Origin of the sequence: Leucobacter chromiisoli (assembly GCF_016522505.1) — a bacterium.
Classification (GTDB): Bacteria; Actinomycetota; Actinomycetes; order Actinomycetales; family Microbacteriaceae; genus Leucobacter; species Leucobacter chromiisoli.
This window is the reverse complement of the sequence record NZ_JAEHOH010000003.1, coordinates 50667-70379: the sequence shown is the minus strand read 5'-3', so window position 1 is coordinate 70379 and position 19713 is coordinate 50667. Positions and strand designations below refer to the sequence as shown.

The following is a 19713-nucleotide window of genomic DNA, read 5'->3' as shown; positions in this document are numbered from 1 at the left end:
CCGGCTAGCGAGGGTCGCGCGCGGCCTCGAGTTCGTCGCGCACGGCTCGGAGCAGCGCCTCGGGGTCGTCGCCCCAGAACCGCAGCCGATCAACCACCTGCGATCCGCCCTTCGGCGCGAGCCCGGGCAGCACCACCTCGGTGGGCCCCTCGAACTCGATCTCGAGGTTCGTCTCGCTGCCGACCCAGATCGCGCAGATCCGCTCGCCCTCGTGGTCGAACACGCGGCCGGGCTTCTCGGTGCTCGTCGGATCGATGCTCTCCGCGCTGACGGTGCGCACCCGCACCGACGCGACGTCGCCCCACTCGGCGAGCACGTCGATCTCGAGCCCCTCGCGCACCCGGATCCCCTCGGGCCCGACGGTGTGCGGGCGGGTGAAGTACGCGCAGAGCAGGCCGATCATCCAGGTGAGCCCCCAGATGCCGAGGATCAGGAAGCCGATCCGCACCGGCGTCCAGCGGTGCACGATGAGGTCGATGATCGGGATCTCCACGGCCGAGAGCACGATGAAGATGATGAGGACCGTCAGCACGGGGCCGTGGTAGCGGAATCCGTGCGCACCGGCGTCGATCTTGGGGCGACGCGACACCGCGCGCCAGAGGCTCTCGTAGACGAGCAGCTCCATGCGGACCGCGCGAGCCGCGAGATCCTTCGTCCGGGCGGCGGGGCCCGGCCGGGCGGGCACCCCGCGGTCCGCCGTCTGCTCCGGCGGCGTCATGGCCGCTCCTCCTCGAGACCGTAGGAGACCGACTCGCTCGCGACGAGCTCGCGCAGCCGACCGAGCACCGCGTCCAGGCCGCGCTCGAACGCATCGCGGTCCTCCGCCGCAACGGCCTCCAGGAGGCGCGTCGCGAGGCTCGTGTGATCCCGCTGCATCCGCGCCATCATGCTCGCCGCTCCCGGCGTGAGCGCGACGAGCACCGCGCGTCGATCCTCGGGGTGCGGGGACCGCGTCACGTACCCGGCGGCCTCGAGCGCGTCCACGAGCGCCGACACGCTGCGGGGCGTGACCCGGAGCGCCTGCGACATGGCCTGCTGCGTGGACGGGCCGAGGTGGTGCAGCACCCACAGGGCGTGCACGCGGCTCTCGGTGAGGTCGGCGGCGAAGGAGTCGCCCATGTCGCGCTGCAGCAGGTCGCTGAGGGCGAGCAGGCGGTCGAGTACGGTCGCTTCCATATTCATTACCTTAACACTTAATTACATTGAGTAACTAAATCCCCTCACCACGGACGCGATACCGGCGCGGAGGCCGCGCCGGGCCGCCCGCGATCCGACTTTCCCGGCTATGGTGGCCGCAAGGGCATCGGTCGCTGGCGAGGAAGCGGGGAATCGGGTGTGGCTGGCACGCGGATACTGGAGCGGGCGAGAGTCGTCGCGATCGCGGTGGGCGCCACCGCCGTCGCCGCCGTCATCCTGTGGTTGGACGTCACCTCGCAGGTCTGGCAGGAGCTCGTCGTGCTCTCGGGGCTCGCCGCGGGGTTCGTGACGTTCCTGCTCACCGTCTTCGTGCTCGACCGGGTGCTGGCGCGCTCGGCCGCGCGCCGGTGGGCGCCGGTGAATCGGCTGGCCTACACCGAGTTCCTCCACGCCCTCGCCGACGAGGAGCGCAGCGAGCTCTCCCGCGGGCACGTGGTGCTGAGGGCGCTGCCGCGGCCGGCCCACACCGGATCCGACGCCGAGTACGAGGGCGAGCTGCAGCGGCTCCGGGAGCTCGTCGTCGCCGAGCACCGCGTGCTGGCCGATCTGCTCAGCCGCTGGGCGCAGTTCCTCGCGTCGAGCGGGGAGAACGAAAGGATCCTCCTGCACGTCGCCGATATCGCGCTGGGGCTCGATCGGATCCGGGACGCCGCCCTGGACGCCGAGGCGGCGCGCGAGGAGACGGCGCGCCGCGCGCTCGACGACGAGATCGGCGCGTGCAACGGCCGGGTGCGCGCCCTCGCCGACGAACTGCGGGCGGGCCTGGGCGCGGAGCGGGTCCCCGCCGGCCGGAGCGGATAGGGTCGAGGCATGCAGAGCGAGAACGAGGGGCGCGCCGCCTACTCCCATCTCTGGGATCGGCTGCGGGCGGAGGACCCCGAGCACTCGGCGCGGTACGCGCAGCGCTGGCGGGATCTCGCGGCCGAGGGGCGCGACCTCGACGGGGAGGCCCGCCTCGTCGCCGCCCTGGCGGCCCCCGGCTCCGCGGTGCTCGATGCCGGGTGCGGGCAGGGGAGGCTCGGCGGCTACCTCTCCGAGCGCGGCTACCGCGTCGCCGGCGTGGACCTCGACGAGCACCTCATCGCCGAGGCCCGACGGGCCTTCCCCCGCGCCGAATGGCGGGTCGGGGACCTCGCGGAGTTCACCTACCCGAGCCTCGACGCCGCGGGCGCCGGATCCCGGGAAGCCCGGGGCTTCGACGCGATCGTCTCGGCGGGCAACGTGCTGACCTTCCTGGACCCCGCTGCCCGGCGCCCCGCTCTGCAGGGGCTCCGCGGCGCGCTCGCCCCGCGCGGTCGCCTCGTGACCGGCTTCGGAGCGGGACGCGGCTACGGCTTCGACGAGTACGCGGAGGATCTCGCCGCCGCCGGGCTCGCGGTGCAGCACCGCTTCTCGACGTGGGACCTGCGCCCCTTCGAGGCGGACTCGGACTTCCTCGTCTGCATCTCGGCCGTTGTGCCGCCCGCGGACGATGCGCGACCATGAGTGCATGGTCAACGCATCGAACACCTCGGCGATCTCCACCGGAACCGGTCGGGCCTGGGAGGAGTGGGTGGAGCTCCTGGAGCGGTCCGGAGCGCGCGATCTGACCCACACCGACATCGCGCGCCTCGCCCTCGAGCTCATGCCGGAGTCGGTCGAGCGACGCGAGTGGTGGGCTCAGGGCACCGCCGTCGCATTCGAGCAGCACGCGGGCCTGCGCGTCCCGGGTCAGACCTGCGACGGCGACTTCCAGCTCTCGACGACGCGTACGGTGCGGCGCGACAAGGACGAGGCCCTGCGCGCGTGGCTGGAGCTCGTGGAGGGTCGCGACGAGTTCGGGGGAGTGCCGCTCGACGGCGGCGCCTCGACCTCGGGCACGGAGAAGTGGCGGTACTGGCGCGCCCCGCTCTCGGACGGCACCCGCGTCTCCGTGAACATCACCGACAAGACCGAGGGCAAGGCGTCCGTCGGCCTCGTCCACTCGAGGCTCGACTCCGCGAGCGCCATCGAGTACTGGCGCCCCGTGTGGAAGGGCCTGCTCGCGCAGATCTGAGCCGCCGCGGGACGGCCCGAGAAGGTCGCGGGCCGCGGCGTCGACCGGGGTCTTGCCAGCCTCGATGTCAGAGGTCCGGAGTACCCTCGAACACATGGAAACCACGCGCAGCGTTCGCCCCTTCGAGGTGGTCAGCGAGTACGAGCCGAGCGGCGACCAGCCGGTCGCCATCGAGGAGCTCGCCCAGCGGATCAACGCCGGCGAGACCGACATCGTGCTGCTCGGCGCGACGGGCACGGGCAAGTCGGCCACGACGGCCTGGCTGATCGAGCAGGTGCAGCGGCCGACGCTCATCCTCGCCCACAACAAGACCCTCGCCGCTCAGCTCGCGAGCGAGTTCCGGCAGCTGCTGCCGAACAACGCGGTCGAGTACTTCGTCAGCTACTACGACTACTACCAGCCCGAGGCCTACGTGCCCCAGACGGACACCTTCATCGAGAAGGACTCGTCGGTCAACGCCGAGGTCGAGCGCCTGCGGCACTCGACGACGAACGCGCTCCTGAGCCGCCGTGACGTGGTCGTCGTCTCGACGGTCTCCTGCATCTACGGTCTCGGCAAGCCCGAGGAGTACTACGAGGCGATGGTGCCCCTCGCCGTGGGCGATCGGCTGGATCGCGACGTGCTGCTGCGCCGCTTCGTCGACATGCAGTACCAGCGCAACGACATCGAGTTCGTGCGCGGCAACTTCCGCGTGCGCGGCGACACAGTCGAGATCATCCCGATGTACGAGGAGCTGGCGATCCGCATCGAGTTCTTCGGGGACGAGATCGAGGCGCTCTACTACCTGCATCCCCTCACGGGCGACGTGATCAAGCGCGTCGAGACGGTCTCGGTGTTCCCCGGCTCGCACTACGTGGCGAGCCGAAACGTCATGAACCGCGCGATGGGCACCATCGCGGAGGAGCTCGACTGGCGCACGAAGGAGCTGAAGCAGCAGAACAAGCTGGTCGAGGAGCAGCGCCTGCGCATGCGCACCACCTTCGACCTCGAGATGATGGAGCAGATCGGGTTCTGCTCGGGCATCGAGAACTACTCCCGCCACATCGACGGCCGCCGACCGGGGGAGGCGCCGCACTGCCTGCTCGACTACTTCCCCGACGACTTCCTCGTGGTCATCGACGAGTCGCACGTGACCGTGCCGCAGATCGGGGCGATGTACGAGGGCGATGCCTCCCGCAAGCGGACGCTGGTCGATCACGGCTTCCGCCTGCCGAGCGCTCTCGACAACCGGCCGCTCAAGTTCCAGGAGTTCACGGAACGGGTGGGGCAGACCGTCTACCTCTCGGCGACGCCCGGCAAGTACGAGATGGATCTCGCGGACGGGGTGGTCGAGCAGATCATCCGCCCCACGGGCCTCATCGACCCCGAGATCGTGGTGAAGCCGTCGGAGGGGCAGATCGACGACCTCCTCGAGGAGGTGCGCGTGCGCGCGGAGCGCGACGAGCGCGTCCTCGTCACCACCCTCACGAAGAAGATGGCGGAGCAGCTCACCACGTTCATGGAGGAGGCCGGCATCCGGGTCCGCTACCTCCACTCCGACGTCGACACGCTCAAGCGGGTCGAGCTGCTCACCGAGCTGCGCTCGGGCGTGTTCGACGTGCTCGTGGGCATCAACCTGCTCCGAGAGGGCCTCGACCTTCCCGAGGTCTCGCTGGTGTCGATCCTCGACGCCGACAAGGAGGGCTTCCTGCGCTCCTCGACCTCGCTGATCCAGACCATCGGCCGCGCCGCGCGCAACGTCTCCGGCCAGGTGCACATGTACGCCGACACCGTCACACGATCGATGCGGGAGGCGATCGACGAGACCAATCGGCGACGCGAGATCCAGATCGCCTACAACACCGAGCACGGCATCGACCCGCAGCCGCTCCGCAAGAAGATCGGCGACATCACCGAGATGCTGGCGCGCGAAGCCGCCGACACCCAGGATGTCCTCGGTTCGCGCGGCGGCAAGCAGGGGTCGCCGCAGCGCGCCAGGGGAAAGGCCGCGGCGCGGGCGGGCGCGATCGCCGGCGAGGGCGCGGCGAAGCTCGAGGAGCTCATCACGGACCTCAACGACCAGATGCTGGCCGCCGCGGAGGAGCTGAAGTTCGAGCTCGCGGCGCGGCTGCGCGACGAGGTCGCCGAGTTGAAACGGGAGCTTCGCAGCATGGACTCGGCGGGGCATCTCTAGAGGGCGACGGGCGGAGACCGCCGTGTACCGCGAGAGTGGGATCCCAGGGCTCGGCACCGTCTGGGCAGTGGCACCCGAACCCGAGAGCCGCGCGAGCGTGATCCGGGCGGACGGCTGCGCCGACATCGTCCTGCGCGACGACGAGCTCCTCATCGCCGGTCCCTCCACCCGCTGGCTGCTGGCCCGGGGCGGTGACGGCACCGACACGGTCGGGCTGCGCTTCCCTCCCGGGCGCGCCGGGGCGGCGCTCGGGGTCGATCCGCAGCAGCTCCGGGATCGACTCGTGCCGGCCCGCGAGTTTCTTCCGCGACCGCTGCGGAACCGCGGCGAAGCCGCTCTGCGAGGGCTCCTGACAGCCTCCGCCGACAGCACGGTCGAGCGGGCGGCCCGCCTCTCGGGAGACGCCGATCCGGCGAGGCGGCGAGAGCGGTTCCGCGCCGCGGCGCTCGAGGTGCCGCGCACGCTCGACCTGGCTCTCGACCTCGCCGACCTGGACTGGACGCGGGAGGCCAGGGCGGCCGCCGCGCGCGGGGAGCCGGCTGACCGGCTCGCCAGGCGACTGGGCTACTCCGAACGGCAGCTGCGCCGGCGCATGCTGCAGGCGTTCGGCTACGGCTACGCAGCCCTGCGGCGGGTGCTGCGGGCCGAGCGCGCCCGCAGACTGATCCTGGCGGGCTCGTCTCCCGCCACCGCGGCCCAGCTCGCCGGGTACGCCGACCAGCCGCACCTCACGCGGGAGTTCCGACGGATGATCGGCGCCAGCCCCGCTCAGCTCGCTGCCGGCGGCTCACCGCTCGAAGGCGCCGGCAGCGGCGCATAGAGGTCGATCGAGTTCCCGTCGGGGTCGAGCACCGTCGCGTAGCGCTGGCCCCAGGGGGCGTCCCAGGGCTTCGTCTGCCCGGCCCGCTCATCCGCGGCGACGATCCGGGCGTAGACGCGGTCCACCTCTTCCGGGCTCTCCGCTCGGAACGCGAAGCCGATGCGATTCTCACCCGCCGGCAGCTCGTACCCGGGGATGAACCCCCGGACGGTCTCGACGGGATCCCAGGCCAGCGTCATGCCGCCGGGGAGTCGCGCCTCCACGTGCGGCGCCCCCTCCTGGCCGTCGGGGACGTCCACTCCGAGGGAGCGGTAGAAGGCCAGCGAGGCGGGAAGGTCGCCGGTGACGATGCCGATGAAGTCGAATGCGAGAGTCATGGACGTCAGCGTACGCCGCGATCGGCGCTCCCGATTGAACGAAACGGACATCGTCGACGAACGCGGTGCGGCTCGCGGCCCCGCGTCACAGCAGCGTGTACCGGTACCGCTCGGCCACGGCGTCGATGACCGGGGTGAGCTCCTCCCGGTCGAGTCGGAGCAGGGAGAGCGGGTGCTCGGGCAGCGCGTCGACGGCCCCGTTCCAGAGCGCGGCGACCCGGGCGGTCGGCACCAGTGAGGACGCGGCGAGCACCCCGTCCAGCTCGGGGTGGGCGCGGGCGATCGCCCGGGCCCACTCCCGGGAACGGGAGCGCTCGCCCGACGCGATGGCGGCGTTGCCGCCCGCGACGGCGATCCAGTCGCTGTCGCTCAGATCGAGCAGCCGGATCGGTCGGGCGAGTTCTAAGGTCACCAGCGTCGGCGCCCCCGCGCTGCGGCGCACGATCCGGAACTGCTGGAACACCTCGAGCACGCACGCGGCGAAGGCGGAATCGTGCGGCACCTCGGCGCCCCCGGAGGGATCGGCCTCGCCCTCCAGCACCGCGTACATGACCCCGCAGCCGGGGTGCTCGCCGATCGGTTCGGGGTGCGGATCGAATCGCGCGTCGAGCGGGCCGAACTCGCGGAACTCGAACCACTCCGCGGGGTGCTCGCCTCCCGCGCGGAAGATGCGGGCGAGCGCGGTGCCCGCGGGCACCTCCCGCACCCAGCTGGGATCGCGGTCGAGTGGCGGGAACCTCCCCGGATCGGGGGCCGGGAGGAACTCGCTCACGGCAGGCGGTTCAGGGCGTCGTCGACGGCGGCCGCCGCGAGCGAGGGGTCGCCGCCCTGGGCGAGCCACTCGAGCGGCGCCAGTTCCTCCTCATCCGTCGCCAGTCGCGGCGACGGGGAGGTGAGGACGCGCTCGACGAGCAGCAGGGGAGTGCCCTGGGGGATCGAGCGCGCGACGCTCGCCCAGCCCCGCACCTCGCGCCCCTCGGGGAACTGGAACAGCGGCAGGTGCCAGCCGTCGGAGCGCCGCTGCGCGAGGAGCGTGCCCTCGGCGCAGCGCTGGCGCACGCGCGCCGGCGTGACTCCGAGCCGCTCGGAGGCCTCGGAGACCGTGATGCTGTCCTCGGCGAACTGCCGCTCCCAGAGACGGCTGCGCACCGTGGCGGGAAGCGCCGTCGACTCGCTCAGATCGGCCTCGTGGACCCCGAGGCGTCGGAGCGCCGAGAGATCGGAGGTCGTGAGGCTCCGGGTGCCCCTGCGCTGCTGCGCCACGATCTCCGCGAGCAGGTCGGCGGCGACGTCCAGCCGGTCGTCCTCGATCTGGGTGACCAGCGCGACCAACCGATCCCGCTCGGAGCGACGTGCACCGACCCGTCGATCCCGACCCGCGGGCCGGGGGAGCTGCGCTATGGACATTCGCCCTATCCTTTCGTTCCCTTGCATCGATAATACCCGCAAATCGGGTCGACGGCCACCCGCGGCGCTTCCGCACGGTCTCGCACATATGTTCGAATTCTCAGACGCGAAGCCGTAGGATGGGGGAGTGACTTCGCAGAGCACCCCTTCCCCCATCCGCTCCTCGGCCGCTCACGCCCGGATCAGCGTGCAGGGAGCCCGAGTACACAATCTGCAGGACGTCGACCTGGCGATCCCGCGGGACTCCATGGTGGTGTTCACCGGGCTCTCCGGAAGCGGCAAGTCGAGCCTGGCGTTCGACACGATCTTCGCCGAGGGCCAGCGTCGATACGTCGAGAGCCTCAGCGCCTACGCGCGCCAGTTCCTCGGCCAGGTGGACCGCCCCGACGTCGACTTCATCGAGGGCCTGAGTCCGGCGGTGAGCATCGATCAGAAGTCGACGAACCGCAATCCGCGCTCCACGGTCGGCACCATCACCGAGATCTACGACTACATGCGTCTGCTCTGGGCGCGCGTCGGCGTGCCCCACTGCCCGGTCTGCGGCGAGCGGATCGCGTCCCAGACCGTGCAGCAGATCGCGGATCAGCTGATGGAACTGCCCGAGCGCACCCGGTACCAGGTGCTCGCCCCCGTCGTCAGCAAGAAGAAGGGGGAGTTCGTCGATCTCCTCCAGGATCTCGCGGCGAGCGGCTACTCCCGCGCCGTGGTCGACGGCGAGATGATCCAGCTCTCGGATCCGCCGAAGCTGAAGAAGCAGGTCAAGCACGACATCTCCGTCGTCGTCGACCGGCTGGTCGCCGACCCCGAGGGCCTCGGCCGACTCACCGATTCGCTCGAGACGGCGCTCAAGCTCGCCGGCGGGCTCGTGGTCATCGATTTCGTCGATCGCGATGCGAAGGCGGGGGATCGCACGCAGGTGTTCTCCGAGCACCTCTCGTGCCCCAACCAGCACCCCGTGCAGCTGACGGAGATCGAGCCGCGCACCTTCTCCTTCAACGCCCCCTTCGGCGCCTGCCCGACCTGCTCGGGCCTCGGCACCAGCATGTCGGTCGACGAGGACCTGGTGCTCGGAGATCCCGAGCTGTCCATCGCCGAGGGCGTCATCATCCCGTGGACCAGCCAGGGCAAGAGCCTCTACCAGTACTACGAGAAGCTGCTCTTCGGCCTGGCCCGGGATCTCGACTTCTCGCTCGACACGCCGTGGGCCGATCTCGACGACGCGGTCAAGGAGGCCGTGCTCTACGGCAACGACTTCAAGGTCAACGTGCGCTGGAAGAACCGATTCGGCCGTGAGGTCAAGTACACCTCCGGGTTCGAGGGGGTCATCCCGTTCATCGAGCGCCAGTACGCCGAGGCCGAGTCCGACAACAAGCGGGATCGCTGGGCCGAGTTCCTGCGCGAGGTGCCCTGCCACGCCTGCCACGGCCAGCGGCTCAAGCCCGAGGTGCTCGCGGTCACCGTGAACGGCGAGTCCATCGCCGGCGTCACCGAGTTCAGCCTCACCGACGCCCAGCGATTCTTCGCGGAGGTCACCCTGACCGAGCGCGAGGCGAGGATCGCCGCCCAGGTGCTGCGCGAGATCCGCCTCCGGTTCGACTTCCTCATCGAGGTCGGCCTCGGCTACCTCACGCTCGCGCGAGCGGCAGGCACGCTCTCCGGCGGGGAGGCGCAGCGCATCAGGCTCGCGACGCAGATCGGCTCGGGGCTGACGGGCGTGCTCTACGTGCTCGACGAGCCCAGCATCGGCCTGCATCAGCGCGACAACCGCCGCCTCATCGAGACGCTGCTCAAGCTGCGGGATCTCGGCAACACCCTCATCGTCGTCGAGCACGACGAGGAGACGATCGAGGCCGCCGACTGGATCGTCGACATCGGCCCCGGCGCGGGCGTAGAGGGCGGCACGGTCGTGCACTCGGGCGACTACGCCGACCTGCTCGGCAACCGCGCGTCGATCACCGGCGAATACCTCGCCGGGCGGCGCAGCATCGAGACCCCCAAGCGCCGCCGCAAGCGCGACAAGAACCGTCAGCTGAAGGTGATCGGGGCGCGCTCGAACAACCTCAAGAACGTCGACGCCGTGTTCCCGCTCGGCGTCATGACGGCGGTCACCGGGGTCTCCGGATCCGGCAAGTCCACGCTGGTCAACGACATCCTGTACAAGGTGCTCGCCAACCAGCTGAACGGCGCGCGTCAGGTACCGGGCAAGCACACCCGCGTCACGGGGCTCGAGCATCTCGACAAGGTCGTGCACGTCGATCAGGCGCCCATCGGCCGGACGCCGCGCTCGAACCCGGCCACCTACACGGGCGTGTTCGACAAGATCCGCACCCTCTTCGCGGACACTCCCGAGGCGAAGACCCGCGGCTACCTCGCCGGCCGTTTCAGCTTCAACGTGAAGGGCGGCCGCTGCGAGGCCTGCTCGGGCGACGGCACCCTGAAGATCGAGATGAACTTCCTCCCCGACGTCTACGTCGCGTGCGAGGCCTGCCACGGCAAGCGCTACAACCGCGAGACGCTGCAGGTGCGGTACAAGGGCAAGAACATCTCCGAGGTGCTCGAGATGCCCATCGCGGAGGCCGAGGAGTTCTTCCGGCCGATCACGAGCATCCACCGCTACATGAAGACGCTCGTCGACGTGGGCCTCGGCTACGTGCGCCTGGGCCAGAGCGCCACGACGCTCTCGGGCGGCGAGGCCCAGCGCGTGAAGCTCGCCACCGAGCTGCAGAAGCGCTCCAACGGGCGCAGCATCTACGTGCTCGACGAGCCCACCACGGGCCTGCACTTCGAGGATGTGCGCAAGCTCCTCCTCGTGCTGAACGGCCTCGTCGACAAGGGCAACACCGTCATCACGATCGAGCACAATCTCGACGTGATCCGCAGCGCCGACTGGGTGATCGATCTCGGCCCCGAGGGCGGATCCGGCGGAGGCACCATCGTCGCGGAGGGCACCCCCGAGCAGGTGGCGAAGCACCCCGAGAGCCACACGGGCCGCTTCCTCGCCGAGGTGCTGAGCGGGTGGGCCGCCAAGTCGGCGCGCGCGGCCGCCGAGAAGTCCGGCCGGGCCGACCGGAAGGGATCCAGCCGGGCCGACGGGAAGGAATCCGGCGGGGCCGACGGGGCCGGTCGTGGCGGGCGCGAACTCCGGAACGAGCAGGGCGACGAGCGGACCGAGCGGGCGGTGAAGGTCTCGGCGTGACCGACCACCGATCCTCGTTCCGCCCGGCCGCGGGGGAGATCCCGACCAGCCCGGGCGTCTACCGGTTCTCGGACAAGTACGGCCGGGTGCTGTACATCGGCAAGGCGAAGAACCTGCGCGCGCGCCTCGCCAACTACTTCCAGCCGATGCACTCGCTCATGCCGCGCACCCGGCACATGCTCTCGCTCGCGGCGAAGCTCGACTGGACCGTGGTCGCGACCGACACCGAATCGCTGATCCTCGAGCACACCTGGATCACGGAGTACAAGCCGCCCTTCAACGTCCAGTTCAAGGACGACAAGACCTATCCCTACCTGGCGGTGACGCTGAGGGAGGAGGCCCCGCGCCTCATCATCACCCGCAACGAGCGGATCCGCGGCGCCAAGTACTTCGGCCCGTACCCGAAGGTGTGGGCGCTGCGCGAGACGGCGGGCCTGCTCCAGCAGGCGTTCCCGATCCGCACCTGCAACGACGGCGACTACCGGCGCGCGATGGAGTCGGGTCGCCCCTGCCTCGCGGGGCAGATCGGGCGCTGCCACGGCCCCTGCTCGCAGCTGATCACGATCGATGAGCACCGCGAGCGGGTGAACCAGCTCGTGTCCTTCCTCGGCGGCAACGACACCTCGCACCTGCGGGCCCTGCAGCGGAGCATGCGCGAGGCGGCCGAGCAGCAGCGCTACGAGGACGCCGCGCGGCTGCGCGACCAGATACAGGCCGTCGAGCACGTGATGGAGAAGAACGCGATCGTGCTCGGCCTCGACGTCAACCTCGACGTGTTCGGCCTGCGGGCCGACGAGCTCTCGGCCGCGGCGCACCAGTTCATCGTGCGCGGCGGCAGGATCCGGGGCGAGCGCAGCTGGGTCGTCGACGTCGAGCTCGACGATTCCCCGGAGACGCTGCTCGAGCAGGTCATCCAGTCGGCCTACGAGCAGAGCGAGCCGCCGCCCCAGGTGCTCGTTCCCGAGCTGCCGGGCGACGCGGAGGCGCTCGAGGAGGCGCTCGGGCGCAAGCGGCCGCGCCGGGGGCGCGTACGCGTGCGCGTGCCGGAGCGCGGGGACAAGGCGCGGCTCATGGAGCGGGCGGTGCTCAACGCGGGGGAGCACCTGATCCGGCACAAGCTCAAGCGCGCGGCGGATCTCACGGCTCGGACCGACGCGCTCGCGGAGCTGCAGAACGCGCTCGGCATGGACGAGCCGCCGCTGCGGATCGAGTGCATCGACGTCTCGCACCTGCAGGGCACGGGCGTCGTCGCCTCCCTCGTCGTGTTCGAGGACGGGCTGCCCGCGAAGGGGGCGTACCGCAAGTACCGGATCGAGCAGACGCGCGACGACACCGACTCCATCCACCAGGTCGTCTCCCGCCGCGCCGCGCAGCTCGACCACGCCCGGAGGGCGGGCGAGCAGCCGAGCGGCGTGTACCGGGACCGGCCGCAGCTGATCATCGTGGACGGCGGCGAGCCGCAGGTGAAGGCCGCGGCCCGCGCGCTGGCGGAGGCCGGCATCGACGACATCGCGCTCTGCGGCGTGGCCAAGCGCCTCGAGGAGATCTGGCTGCCGGCCGATCCGTTCCCCGTGATCCTGCCCCGCACGAGCGACGCGCTCTTCCTCGTCCAGCGCATCCGCGACGAGGCGCACCGCTTCGCCATCACCTTCCAGAGGCAGCGCCGCAGCACGGCGATCGCGAGCCAGCTCGCCGACGTCCCGGGCCTCGGGCCGAAGCGCGTGCAGGGCCTGCTCAAGCACTTCGGCTCGGTGACCCGCCTGCGCGCGGCCACGGCCGAGGAGATCGCCTCGGCCCCCGGCGTGGGCCCCCGCCTCGCGGAGCAGATCCTGCAGCACCTGGCCCGGTCCGGTGCGGCTCGGGAGCCCGCCGGAAGCGCTAAGATTGAAGTTCGGAACGAAGACGCGGCAGTGGACGACGCAGGAGGAGGCGGGGAGTGAACGAGAACGCATCCGAGCAAGAGATCCTCATCGTCACCGGCATGTCGGGAGCGGGCCGCAGCACCGTGGCGAACGTGCTCGAGGATCTGGGCTGGTACGTGGTCGACAACCTGCCGCTGCCCATGCTGAAGACGCTCGCGGACATGGCCGACCGATCCGGCGGCGCGCTGCCCCGCATCGCGGCGGTGGTCGACGTCCGCGGCCGCGACCTCTTCGCCGACATCCAGGAGACGGTCCGGGATCTGCGCGGCTCGGCCACGGTGCGCGTCATCTTCCTCGACGCCACCGATGAGATCCTCGTGCGCCGCTACGAGTCGGTGCGCCGCCCGCATCCACTGCAGGGCGAGGGCAGCCTGCTCGAGGGGATCCGGCTGGAGCGGGAGCGCCTCCAGGAGCTGCGCGCCTCCAGCGACGTCGTCATCGACACCTCGCGATACAACGTGCACGACCTCTCGACGGCCACCCGGGAGCTCTTCTCGGACGACGACACCCCCGGGCTGCAGCTCTCGGTGCAGAGCTTCGGCTTCAAGTACGGCTCCCCGACCGATGTCGATCTGATGGCCGACATGCGGTTCCTCCCGAACCCCTTCTGGGAGCCCGAACTCCGACCCCTCACCGGCGTCGACGCCGAAGTGAAGGACTATGTGATGAGCCGCGAGGGCGCGGCGGAGTTCCTCGACAGCTACGTCGCCGCGCTGGCCCCCGTGCTGGCGGGGTTCCAGCGCGAGAACAAGCGGCACGCCTCCCTTGCGGTAGGCTGCACCGGCGGCAAGCACCGCTCGGTGGCCATGGCCCGCGAGCTGGCCGATCGGCTCGCCGGTCTCCCGGGCGTGAGCGTCAGCCTGCGCCACCGCGACCTCGGTCGCGAGTAGCGCCGCGCGGGGCCGCCCGCGCCACCCCAGTCTTCATCTAGTGAGAGGATCACCCGTGCCTTCGACCCCCGACGTCAAGAGCGAACTCGTTCGAGTACCGGCGCAGCGGACCGGCGAGCGAGTCGCGGAAGTCGCGACGATTCTCAGGCTGTCGGGCGGTCTGCACACCATCTCGGGCCGCATCGCCCTCGAGGCCGAGCTGCACACCCCCCAGATCGTGCAGCGGGTGCGGAAGGACCTCGCGGAGCTCTACGGCGTGCGCTCCGAGGCGAAGCAGCTTCCCCCCACCAGCACCCGGCCGGGAGCGCCGCAGTTCCTCGTGCGCGTGCTCGACGGCGAGACCCTCGCCCGTCAGCTCGGCCTGCTCGACCCGCGCCGCAGGCAGATCCGCGGGCTTCCGAACCGGCTCACGACCGGCGCCCCCGGCGAGCTCACCGCCATCTGGCGCGGCGCCTTCCTGGCGCGCGGTTCGATCACCCCGCCCGGCCGCTCGGCGAGCCTCGAGATCGTGTGCCCCACCAGCGAGGTCGCCATGGCGCTCGTCGGCGCCGCCAGCAGGTTCGGGGTGCAGACGAAGAGCCGCGAGATCAGGGGCCAGCACAAGGTGATCATCCGCGACAGCGAGGCGATCGGCGAGATGCTGGGGGCCATGGGCGCCGAACAGGCGCGCAACGCCTGGGACGAGCTGCGTCGCGCGCGCGAGACGCGAGCGACGGCGAACCGGCTCGTCAACTTCGACGACGCGAACCTCCGCCGCTCGGCGCAGGCCTCCGTCGCGGCGTGCGCGCGCGTCGAGCGGGCGCTCGAGATCCTCGGCGAGGAGGTCCCGGAGCACCTCCGCTATGCGGGGCAGCTGCGGCTCACCCACCGCGAGGCGAGCCTCGACGACCTCGGCGCACGCGCGGAGCCGCCGCTCACGAAGGACGCGATCGCCGGCCGCATCCGCCGGCTGCTCGCGATGGCCGACAAGGAGGCCGAGTCGCGCGGCATCCCGGGCACCGAGGCGAGCCTGCCCGAGGAGCTCGACGCGCTGTGACGCCTGCGCGAATCCCGCGAAGAACGGCCGCCGCCCTCTCCCTCCCGATCCGCGAGGCATAGACTGGGTGTGAACCCGAAGAAGATACAGAAGAAGGAGCACCACATGGCTGCGTACACACTTCCCGAGCTTCCTTACGACTACGCCGCACTCGAGCCGCACATCAGCGGCAAGATCATGCAGCTGCACCACGACAAGCACCACCAGGCCTACGTCACCGGCGCGAACACCGCGCTGGAGCAGCTGGCCGAGGCGCGCGACTCCGAGAACCTCGCCGCCGTGAACAAGCTTGAGAAGGATCTCGCCTTCAACCTGGGCGGTCACGTCAACCACACGATCTTCTGGAACAACCTGTCGCCCGAGGGCGGCGAGCGTCCCGAGGGCGAGCTGGCGTCGGCGATCGACGAGTTCTTCGGCTCCTTCGAGAAGTTCCAGGCGCACTTCACCGCGACGGCGCTCGGCGTGCAGGGCTCCGGTTGGGCCGTGCTCGCGTGGGACGCGCTGGGACAGCGCCCGAACATCGTGCAGCTCTTCGACCAGCAGGGCAACCTCCCCGCCGGCACGATCCCGCTGCTGATGCTCGACGTCTGGGAGCACGCGTACTACCTCGACTACCTCAACGTCCGCGCCGACTACGTCAAGGCGTTCTGGAACATCGCCAACTGGCAGGACGTCGCGAAGCGCTTCGAGGCGGCTCGCACGCAGTCGGCCGGCCTGATCCAGCTCGGCGCGTAATCGTGCGGGCGGGTCGGCCTCACGGCCGGCCCGCCCGTCGTCGTCCGGCTCATCCGCCGGATCGCACGGCGACGCCGTGCAGCGGTGCGGGAACATCCGCACCGGTCATCTCAACAGTTGGAAGGCACGTGAATGGGCACACGTATCGCAATCAACGGTTTCGGTCGCATCGGCCGTAACTACCTCCGCGCAGCGCTGAGCAAGGGCGCGGATCTCGATCTCGTAGCGGTCAACGATCTGACCGACACCGCGACTCTCGCGCACCTCATCAAGTACGACTCGGTCGGAGGCGTCCTCGACGCCGAGGTGTCGCACGACGAGAACTCGATCACCGTGAACGGCGACACCTTCCAGGTGCTCTCCGAGCGCGACCCCGCTGCGCTGCCGTGGGGCGACCTCGGGGTGGACATCGTCATCGAGTCGACCGGCCGCTTCACCTCGGTCCCGGCCGCCGAGGCCCACATCAAGGCCGGCGCCAAGAAGGTCATCGTCTCGGCGCCCGCGGGCAAGGCCCCGACCTTCGTCATGGGTGTGAACCACGAGAGCTACGATCCCGCGAACGATCACGTGATCTCCAACGCGTCGTGCACCACCAACTGCCTCGCCCCGGTCGCGGGCACCTTCAACGAGGCCTTCGGCATCGAGCGCGGCTTCATGATGACCGCCCACGCCTACACCGCCGACCAGGTGCTGCAGGACAGCCCCCACAGCGATCTGCGCCGCGCGCGCGCCGCGGCGATCAACATCGTCCCGAGCTCGACCGGCGCCGCGAAGGCGATCGGCCTCGTGCTGCCCGAGCTCGAGGGCAAGCTCGACGGCTCCTCGTACCGCGTCCCGGTTCCCACCGGCTCGATCGTCGACCTCACCGTCGTCACCCGCGAGGGCCTGACCGTCGACGAGGTCAACGCCGCCTTCCGCGCCGCGGCCGAGGGGCCGCTCGCGGGCTACCTCCAGTACTCGGAGGATCCGCTGGTCTCCACCGACATCGTGCAGAACCCGCACTCGGCCGTCTTCGACTCCGGCCTCACGAACGTGTCGGGCAACCTCGTGAAGGTGTCGGCCTGGTACGACAACGAGTGGGGCTACTCGAACCGCCTCGTCGACCTCACCGCCTACGTCGCGTCGAAGCTCTGAGCTGCGACGTCACCTCCGCCCCCGCGGCCCATCCGAGTAAAGGAGCTCTCACGGCAATGCGCACCATCGACACCCTGGGTCCGTTGCGTTCGAAGACGGTGATCGTCCGCTGCGACCTCAACGTCCCGATCGCCGACGGCGCGATCACCGACGACGGGCGCATTCGCGCTTCGCTGACGACGATCCGCGAGCTCCGCGATGCCGATGCGCGCGTCGTGCTGATCAGCCACCTGGGTCGGCCGAAGGGCGCCCCAGAGGAGCGCTACTCGCTGCGTCCGGTCGCCCGGCGCATGGAGGAGCTGCTCGGGGCGCCGGTCGGCTTCGTCGCCGAGACCGTGGGGGCGGAGGCCTCGGCCGCCGTCGCCGCGCTCGGCGACGGCGACGTCGTGCTGCTCGAGAACCTCCGCTTCAACCCGGGGGAGACGAGCAAGGACGACGCCGAGCGCCGCGCCTTCGCGGAGGAGCTCGCGACGCTCGGCGACGCCTTCGTCTCCGACGGATTCGGGGTCGTGCACCGGCGCCAGGCGAGCGTCACCGACCTCGCCGAGCTGCTGCCGAGCGCGGCCGGGCGCCTCGTCGCCGCAGAGCTCGAGGTGCTGCGCCGGCTGACCGAGGATCCCGAGCGTCCCTACACCGTGGTGCTCGGGGGTTCGAAGGTCTCGGACAAGCTCGGGGTGATCTCGCACCTGCTCGAGCGCGTCGACACCCTGCTGATCGGCGGAGGCATGCTGTTCACGTTCCTCGCCGCGCAGGGGCACGGCGTGGCCTCGAGCCTGCTCGAGGAGGACCAGCTCGACACCGTTCGCGGCTACCTCGCGGAGGCCGAGCAGCGGGGCGTCCGCATCGTGCTGCCGAGCGACGTCGTGGTGGCCGAGGCGTTCGCCGCCGACGCCGCCCACGAGGTCGTCGCGGCCGACGCGATCGAGGAGTCCTCGTTCGGCGGTTCCGCCATCGGCCTCGACATCGGCCCCGAGTCCGCCGCCGCCTTCGCCCGCGTGATCGCGGAGTCCGCGACCGTCTTCTGGAACGGCCCCATGGGCGTGTTCGAGATGGAGGCGTTCGCCGAGGGCACCCGCACCGTGGCGCGGGCGCTCACCCAGACCGAGGGATTCACCGTGGTCGGCGGCGGGGACTCCGCCGCCGCCGTGCGCGCCCTCGGCTTCGCCGACGACGAGTTCGGGCACATCTCGACCGGCGGCGGTGCGAGTCTTGAGTTCTTGGAGGGGAAGACGCTCCCCGGTTTGGAGGTACTGGCATGACCGAGGCAACCGAGGGCCGCAGGCCGCTCATCGCCGGCAACTGGAAGATGAACCTGGATCACCTCCAGGCCATCGCCTTCGTGCAGAAGCTCTCGTGGGGGCTGAAGGACGTCGGCCACGACTACGACGACGTCGAGATCGCGGTCTTCCCGCCGTTCACCGATCTCCGCTCGGTGCAGACCCTGCTCTCCGCCGACAAGCTCTCGCTGAAACTCGGGGCGCAGGACGTGTCTCCGCACGAATCGGGCGCCTACACGGGCGACATCTCGGCGCAGTTCCTCGCGAAGCTCGACGTCGAGTACGTCATCGTCGGCCACTCCGAGCGGCGCGGCGGCCACGGGGAGAGCGACGAGACGGTCGGTGCCAAGGCCCGGGCCGCGCAGGCGGCGGGGCTCGTCCCCGTCATCTGCGTCGGGGAGACCGCCGAGGATCTCGAGGAGCACGGCGCGGCGGCGATCCCGGTCGCCCAGCTCGAGCGCGCGGTGGCCGAGCTGCCGGCGGACGCCGAGTACGTCGTCGCGTACGAGCCGGTCTGGGCGATCGGCAGCGGCCAGGCCGCGACCGCCGAGCAGGCCGAGGAGGTCTGCCGTGCGCTGCGCGAGCAGCTGCGCGAGCAGCGCGGGGAGACCGAGGCGGCCGCGACGCGCATCCTCTACGGCGGCTCCGTCACCAGCCAGAACATCGCATCCTTCCTCCGCCAGCCCGATGTGGACGGCGCCCTGGTCGGCGGAGCGAGCCTGAAGGTGGACGAGTTCACCCGCATCGTGCAGTTCAAGAAGCACGTCACGGGCGCATAGCCCCTCGCCGCCGGTGCGGCGCAGGCGGCTCCCATGAGGGGCACGGTATACTGAAAGCTGGTGTACCGCGTCCCAACCCCGAAAGGTGACCTGCGTGCTTGTTCTTCGGATCGCCCTGATCTCGCTCCTCGTCCTGACGAGCCTGCTGCTCACGCTGTTCATCCTGCTCCACAAGGGTCGCGGCGGCGGCCTCTCCGACATGTTCGGCGGCGGCGTGACCTCGAGCCTCGGCTCGTCGGGCGTCGCTGAGCGCAACCTGAACCGGCTGACCGTGATCGTGTCGCTGATCTGGTTCGCCTCGATCGTCGGGCTGGGCCTCGTGGCGCGGTTCTCGGTCGTCTGAGCTTCACCTCTACAGAAAGGTAAACCTTGGCTGGCAGCAACGCCATTCGCGGTGCCCGCGTCGGATCCGGCCCCATGGGGGAGATGGATCACGGTGCACGCGCCGAGCGCACCCGGGTGTCCTACTGGGACGAACTGGGCAACGAGACCGTCCGCTACTTCGCGGCCGATGTTCCGGAGGAGGAGATCCCCGAGCAGATCGACTCGCCGACGAGCGGGCTCCCCGCCGGACGCGACCGCAGCAACCCTCCCGTGCTCGCGAAGAACGAGCCCTACAAGACGCACCTCGCCTATGTGAAGGAGCGCCGCACCCCCGAGGAGGCCGAAGAGCTGCTCGAGCAGGCCCTGCAGAAGCTGCGCCAGCGCCGCGGTACGGCGCGCAAGGCCTCGTAG

At 70.6% G+C, this 19713-nt stretch carries 20 protein-coding genes; 15 read left to right on the top strand and 5 right to left on the bottom strand.

The genetic code is table 11. The annotated features are described in order from the left end of the window. Nucleotides 1-4: 4 nt before the first annotated feature. Together JD276_RS03065 and JD276_RS03060 are read right to left on the bottom strand one after the other, a co-directional pair. Nucleotides 5-718, bottom strand: a complete 714-nt coding sequence (locus JD276_RS03065) for a hypothetical protein (RefSeq protein WP_200113806.1) — start codon at nucleotides 716-718, stop codon at nucleotides 5-7. Continuing rightward, the gene (locus JD276_RS03060) at nucleotides 715-1176 is read right to left on the bottom strand and encodes a MarR family winged helix-turn-helix transcriptional regulator (RefSeq protein ID WP_200113804.1); all 462 of its coding nucleotides are present in this window, start codon (nucleotides 1174-1176) and stop codon (nucleotides 715-717) included. The genes JD276_RS03065 and JD276_RS03060 overlap by 4 nt, the downstream gene beginning before the upstream one ends. Before the next feature lie 159 nt (nucleotides 1177-1335). Here JD276_RS03060 and JD276_RS03055 point away from each other — a divergent pair, with 159 nt between their 5' ends. The 5 genes from JD276_RS03055 (at nucleotide 1336) to JD276_RS16285 (ending at nucleotide 6225) form a co-directional block, all read left to right on the top strand. After that, nucleotides 1336-1998, top strand: coding sequence for a hypothetical protein (locus tag JD276_RS03055; RefSeq protein WP_200113801.1), 663 nt, complete (start codon nucleotides 1336-1338; stop codon nucleotides 1996-1998). 9 nt (nucleotides 1999-2007) lie between these two features. Next, nucleotides 2008-2682, top strand: coding sequence for a class I SAM-dependent DNA methyltransferase (locus tag JD276_RS03050; RefSeq protein WP_200113799.1), 675 nt, complete (start codon nucleotides 2008-2010; stop codon nucleotides 2680-2682). Nucleotides 2683-2686: 4 nt separating this feature from the next. After that, nucleotides 2687-3232, top strand: coding sequence for a hypothetical protein (locus JD276_RS03045; protein ID WP_200113797.1), 546 nt, complete (start codon nucleotides 2687-2689; stop codon nucleotides 3230-3232). Nucleotides 3233-3326: 94 nt separating this feature from the next. After that, nucleotides 3327-5405, top strand: coding sequence for an excinuclease ABC subunit UvrB (uvrB, locus tag JD276_RS03040; RefSeq protein ID WP_200113795.1), 2079 nt, complete (start codon nucleotides 3327-3329; stop codon nucleotides 5403-5405). Between the two features lie 67 nt (nucleotides 5406-5472). Then, complete coding sequence (locus JD276_RS16285) at nucleotides 5473-6225, top strand: helix-turn-helix domain-containing protein (protein WP_307866418.1); 753 nt, start codon at nucleotides 5473-5475, stop codon at nucleotides 6223-6225. On the opposite strand, the gene JD276_RS03030 is transcribed toward JD276_RS16285, so the two are convergent. The 3 genes from JD276_RS03030 to JD276_RS03020 form a co-directional block, all read right to left on the bottom strand. Then, the gene (locus JD276_RS03030; protein ID WP_200113793.1) at nucleotides 6174-6602 is read right to left on the bottom strand and encodes a VOC family protein; all 429 of its coding nucleotides are present in this window, start codon (nucleotides 6600-6602) and stop codon (nucleotides 6174-6176) included. The two genes, JD276_RS16285 and JD276_RS03030, sit on opposite strands and share 52 nt — an antisense overlap. Nucleotides 6603-6687: 85 nt before the next feature. Next, on the bottom strand, nucleotides 6688-7374 hold the full coding sequence (locus JD276_RS03025) for a hypothetical protein (RefSeq protein WP_200113791.1): 687 nt from the start codon (nucleotides 7372-7374) through the stop codon (nucleotides 6688-6690). Next, the gene (locus tag JD276_RS03020) at nucleotides 7371-8009 is read right to left on the bottom strand and encodes a hypothetical protein (protein ID WP_200113790.1); all 639 of its coding nucleotides are present in this window, start codon (nucleotides 8007-8009) and stop codon (nucleotides 7371-7373) included. Before JD276_RS03020 ends, JD276_RS03025 begins: the two co-directional genes overlap by 4 nt. A gap of 127 nt (nucleotides 8010-8136) precedes the next feature. Here JD276_RS03020 and uvrA point away from each other — a divergent pair, with 127 nt between their 5' ends. From uvrA to JD276_RS02970, 10 genes are all read left to right on the top strand, one after another. Beyond that, entirely contained in the window at nucleotides 8137-11205 is a 3069-nt protein-coding gene (uvrA, locus tag JD276_RS03015; RefSeq protein WP_307866417.1) for an excinuclease ABC subunit UvrA, read from the top strand. Beyond that, the gene (gene uvrC, locus JD276_RS03010; protein ID WP_200113789.1) at nucleotides 11202-13145 is read left to right on the top strand and encodes an excinuclease ABC subunit UvrC; all 1944 of its coding nucleotides are present in this window, start codon (nucleotides 11202-11204) and stop codon (nucleotides 13143-13145) included. Before uvrA ends, uvrC begins: the two co-directional genes overlap by 4 nt. Further along, nucleotides 13142-14017: an RNase adapter RapZ gene (rapZ, locus tag JD276_RS03005; protein WP_200113788.1), complete on the top strand. Its 876-nt coding sequence runs from the start codon at nucleotides 13142-13144 to the stop codon at nucleotides 14015-14017. Before uvrC ends, rapZ begins: the two co-directional genes overlap by 4 nt. Before the next feature lie 55 nt (nucleotides 14018-14072). Continuing rightward, the gene (gene whiA, locus JD276_RS03000; RefSeq protein WP_200113787.1) at nucleotides 14073-15053 is read left to right on the top strand and encodes a DNA-binding protein WhiA; all 981 of its coding nucleotides are present in this window, start codon (nucleotides 14073-14075) and stop codon (nucleotides 15051-15053) included. Nucleotides 15054-15158: 105 nt separating this feature from the next. Continuing rightward, nucleotides 15159-15788, top strand: a complete 630-nt coding sequence (locus JD276_RS02995; RefSeq protein ID WP_200113784.1) for a superoxide dismutase — start codon at nucleotides 15159-15161, stop codon at nucleotides 15786-15788. A 132-nt stretch (nucleotides 15789-15920) separates the two neighbouring features. Then, a complete protein-coding gene (gene gap, locus JD276_RS02990; protein WP_200113783.1) occupies nucleotides 15921-16922 on the top strand; it encodes a type I glyceraldehyde-3-phosphate dehydrogenase in 1002 nt (333 codons plus the stop codon). Between the two features lie 56 nt (nucleotides 16923-16978). Next, nucleotides 16979-18181 (top strand): phosphoglycerate kinase, encoded by a 1203-nt coding sequence (locus JD276_RS02985; protein WP_200113778.1) that lies wholly within the window; start codon nucleotides 16979-16981, stop codon nucleotides 18179-18181. Further along, nucleotides 18178-18978: a triose-phosphate isomerase gene (gene tpiA, locus JD276_RS02980; protein ID WP_200113777.1), complete on the top strand. Its 801-nt coding sequence runs from the start codon at nucleotides 18178-18180 to the stop codon at nucleotides 18976-18978. Before JD276_RS02985 ends, tpiA begins: the two co-directional genes overlap by 4 nt. Before the next feature lie 94 nt (nucleotides 18979-19072). Continuing rightward, nucleotides 19073-19321 carry a preprotein translocase subunit SecG gene (gene secG / locus JD276_RS02975; RefSeq protein WP_200113776.1) on the top strand — a complete coding sequence of 83 codons (249 nt, stop codon included), beginning with the start codon at nucleotides 19073-19075 and terminating at the stop codon, nucleotides 19319-19321. Between the two features lie 26 nt (nucleotides 19322-19347). Continuing rightward, nucleotides 19348-19713, top strand: coding sequence for an RNA polymerase-binding protein RbpA (locus tag JD276_RS02970; protein ID WP_200113775.1), 366 nt, complete (start codon nucleotides 19348-19350; stop codon nucleotides 19711-19713).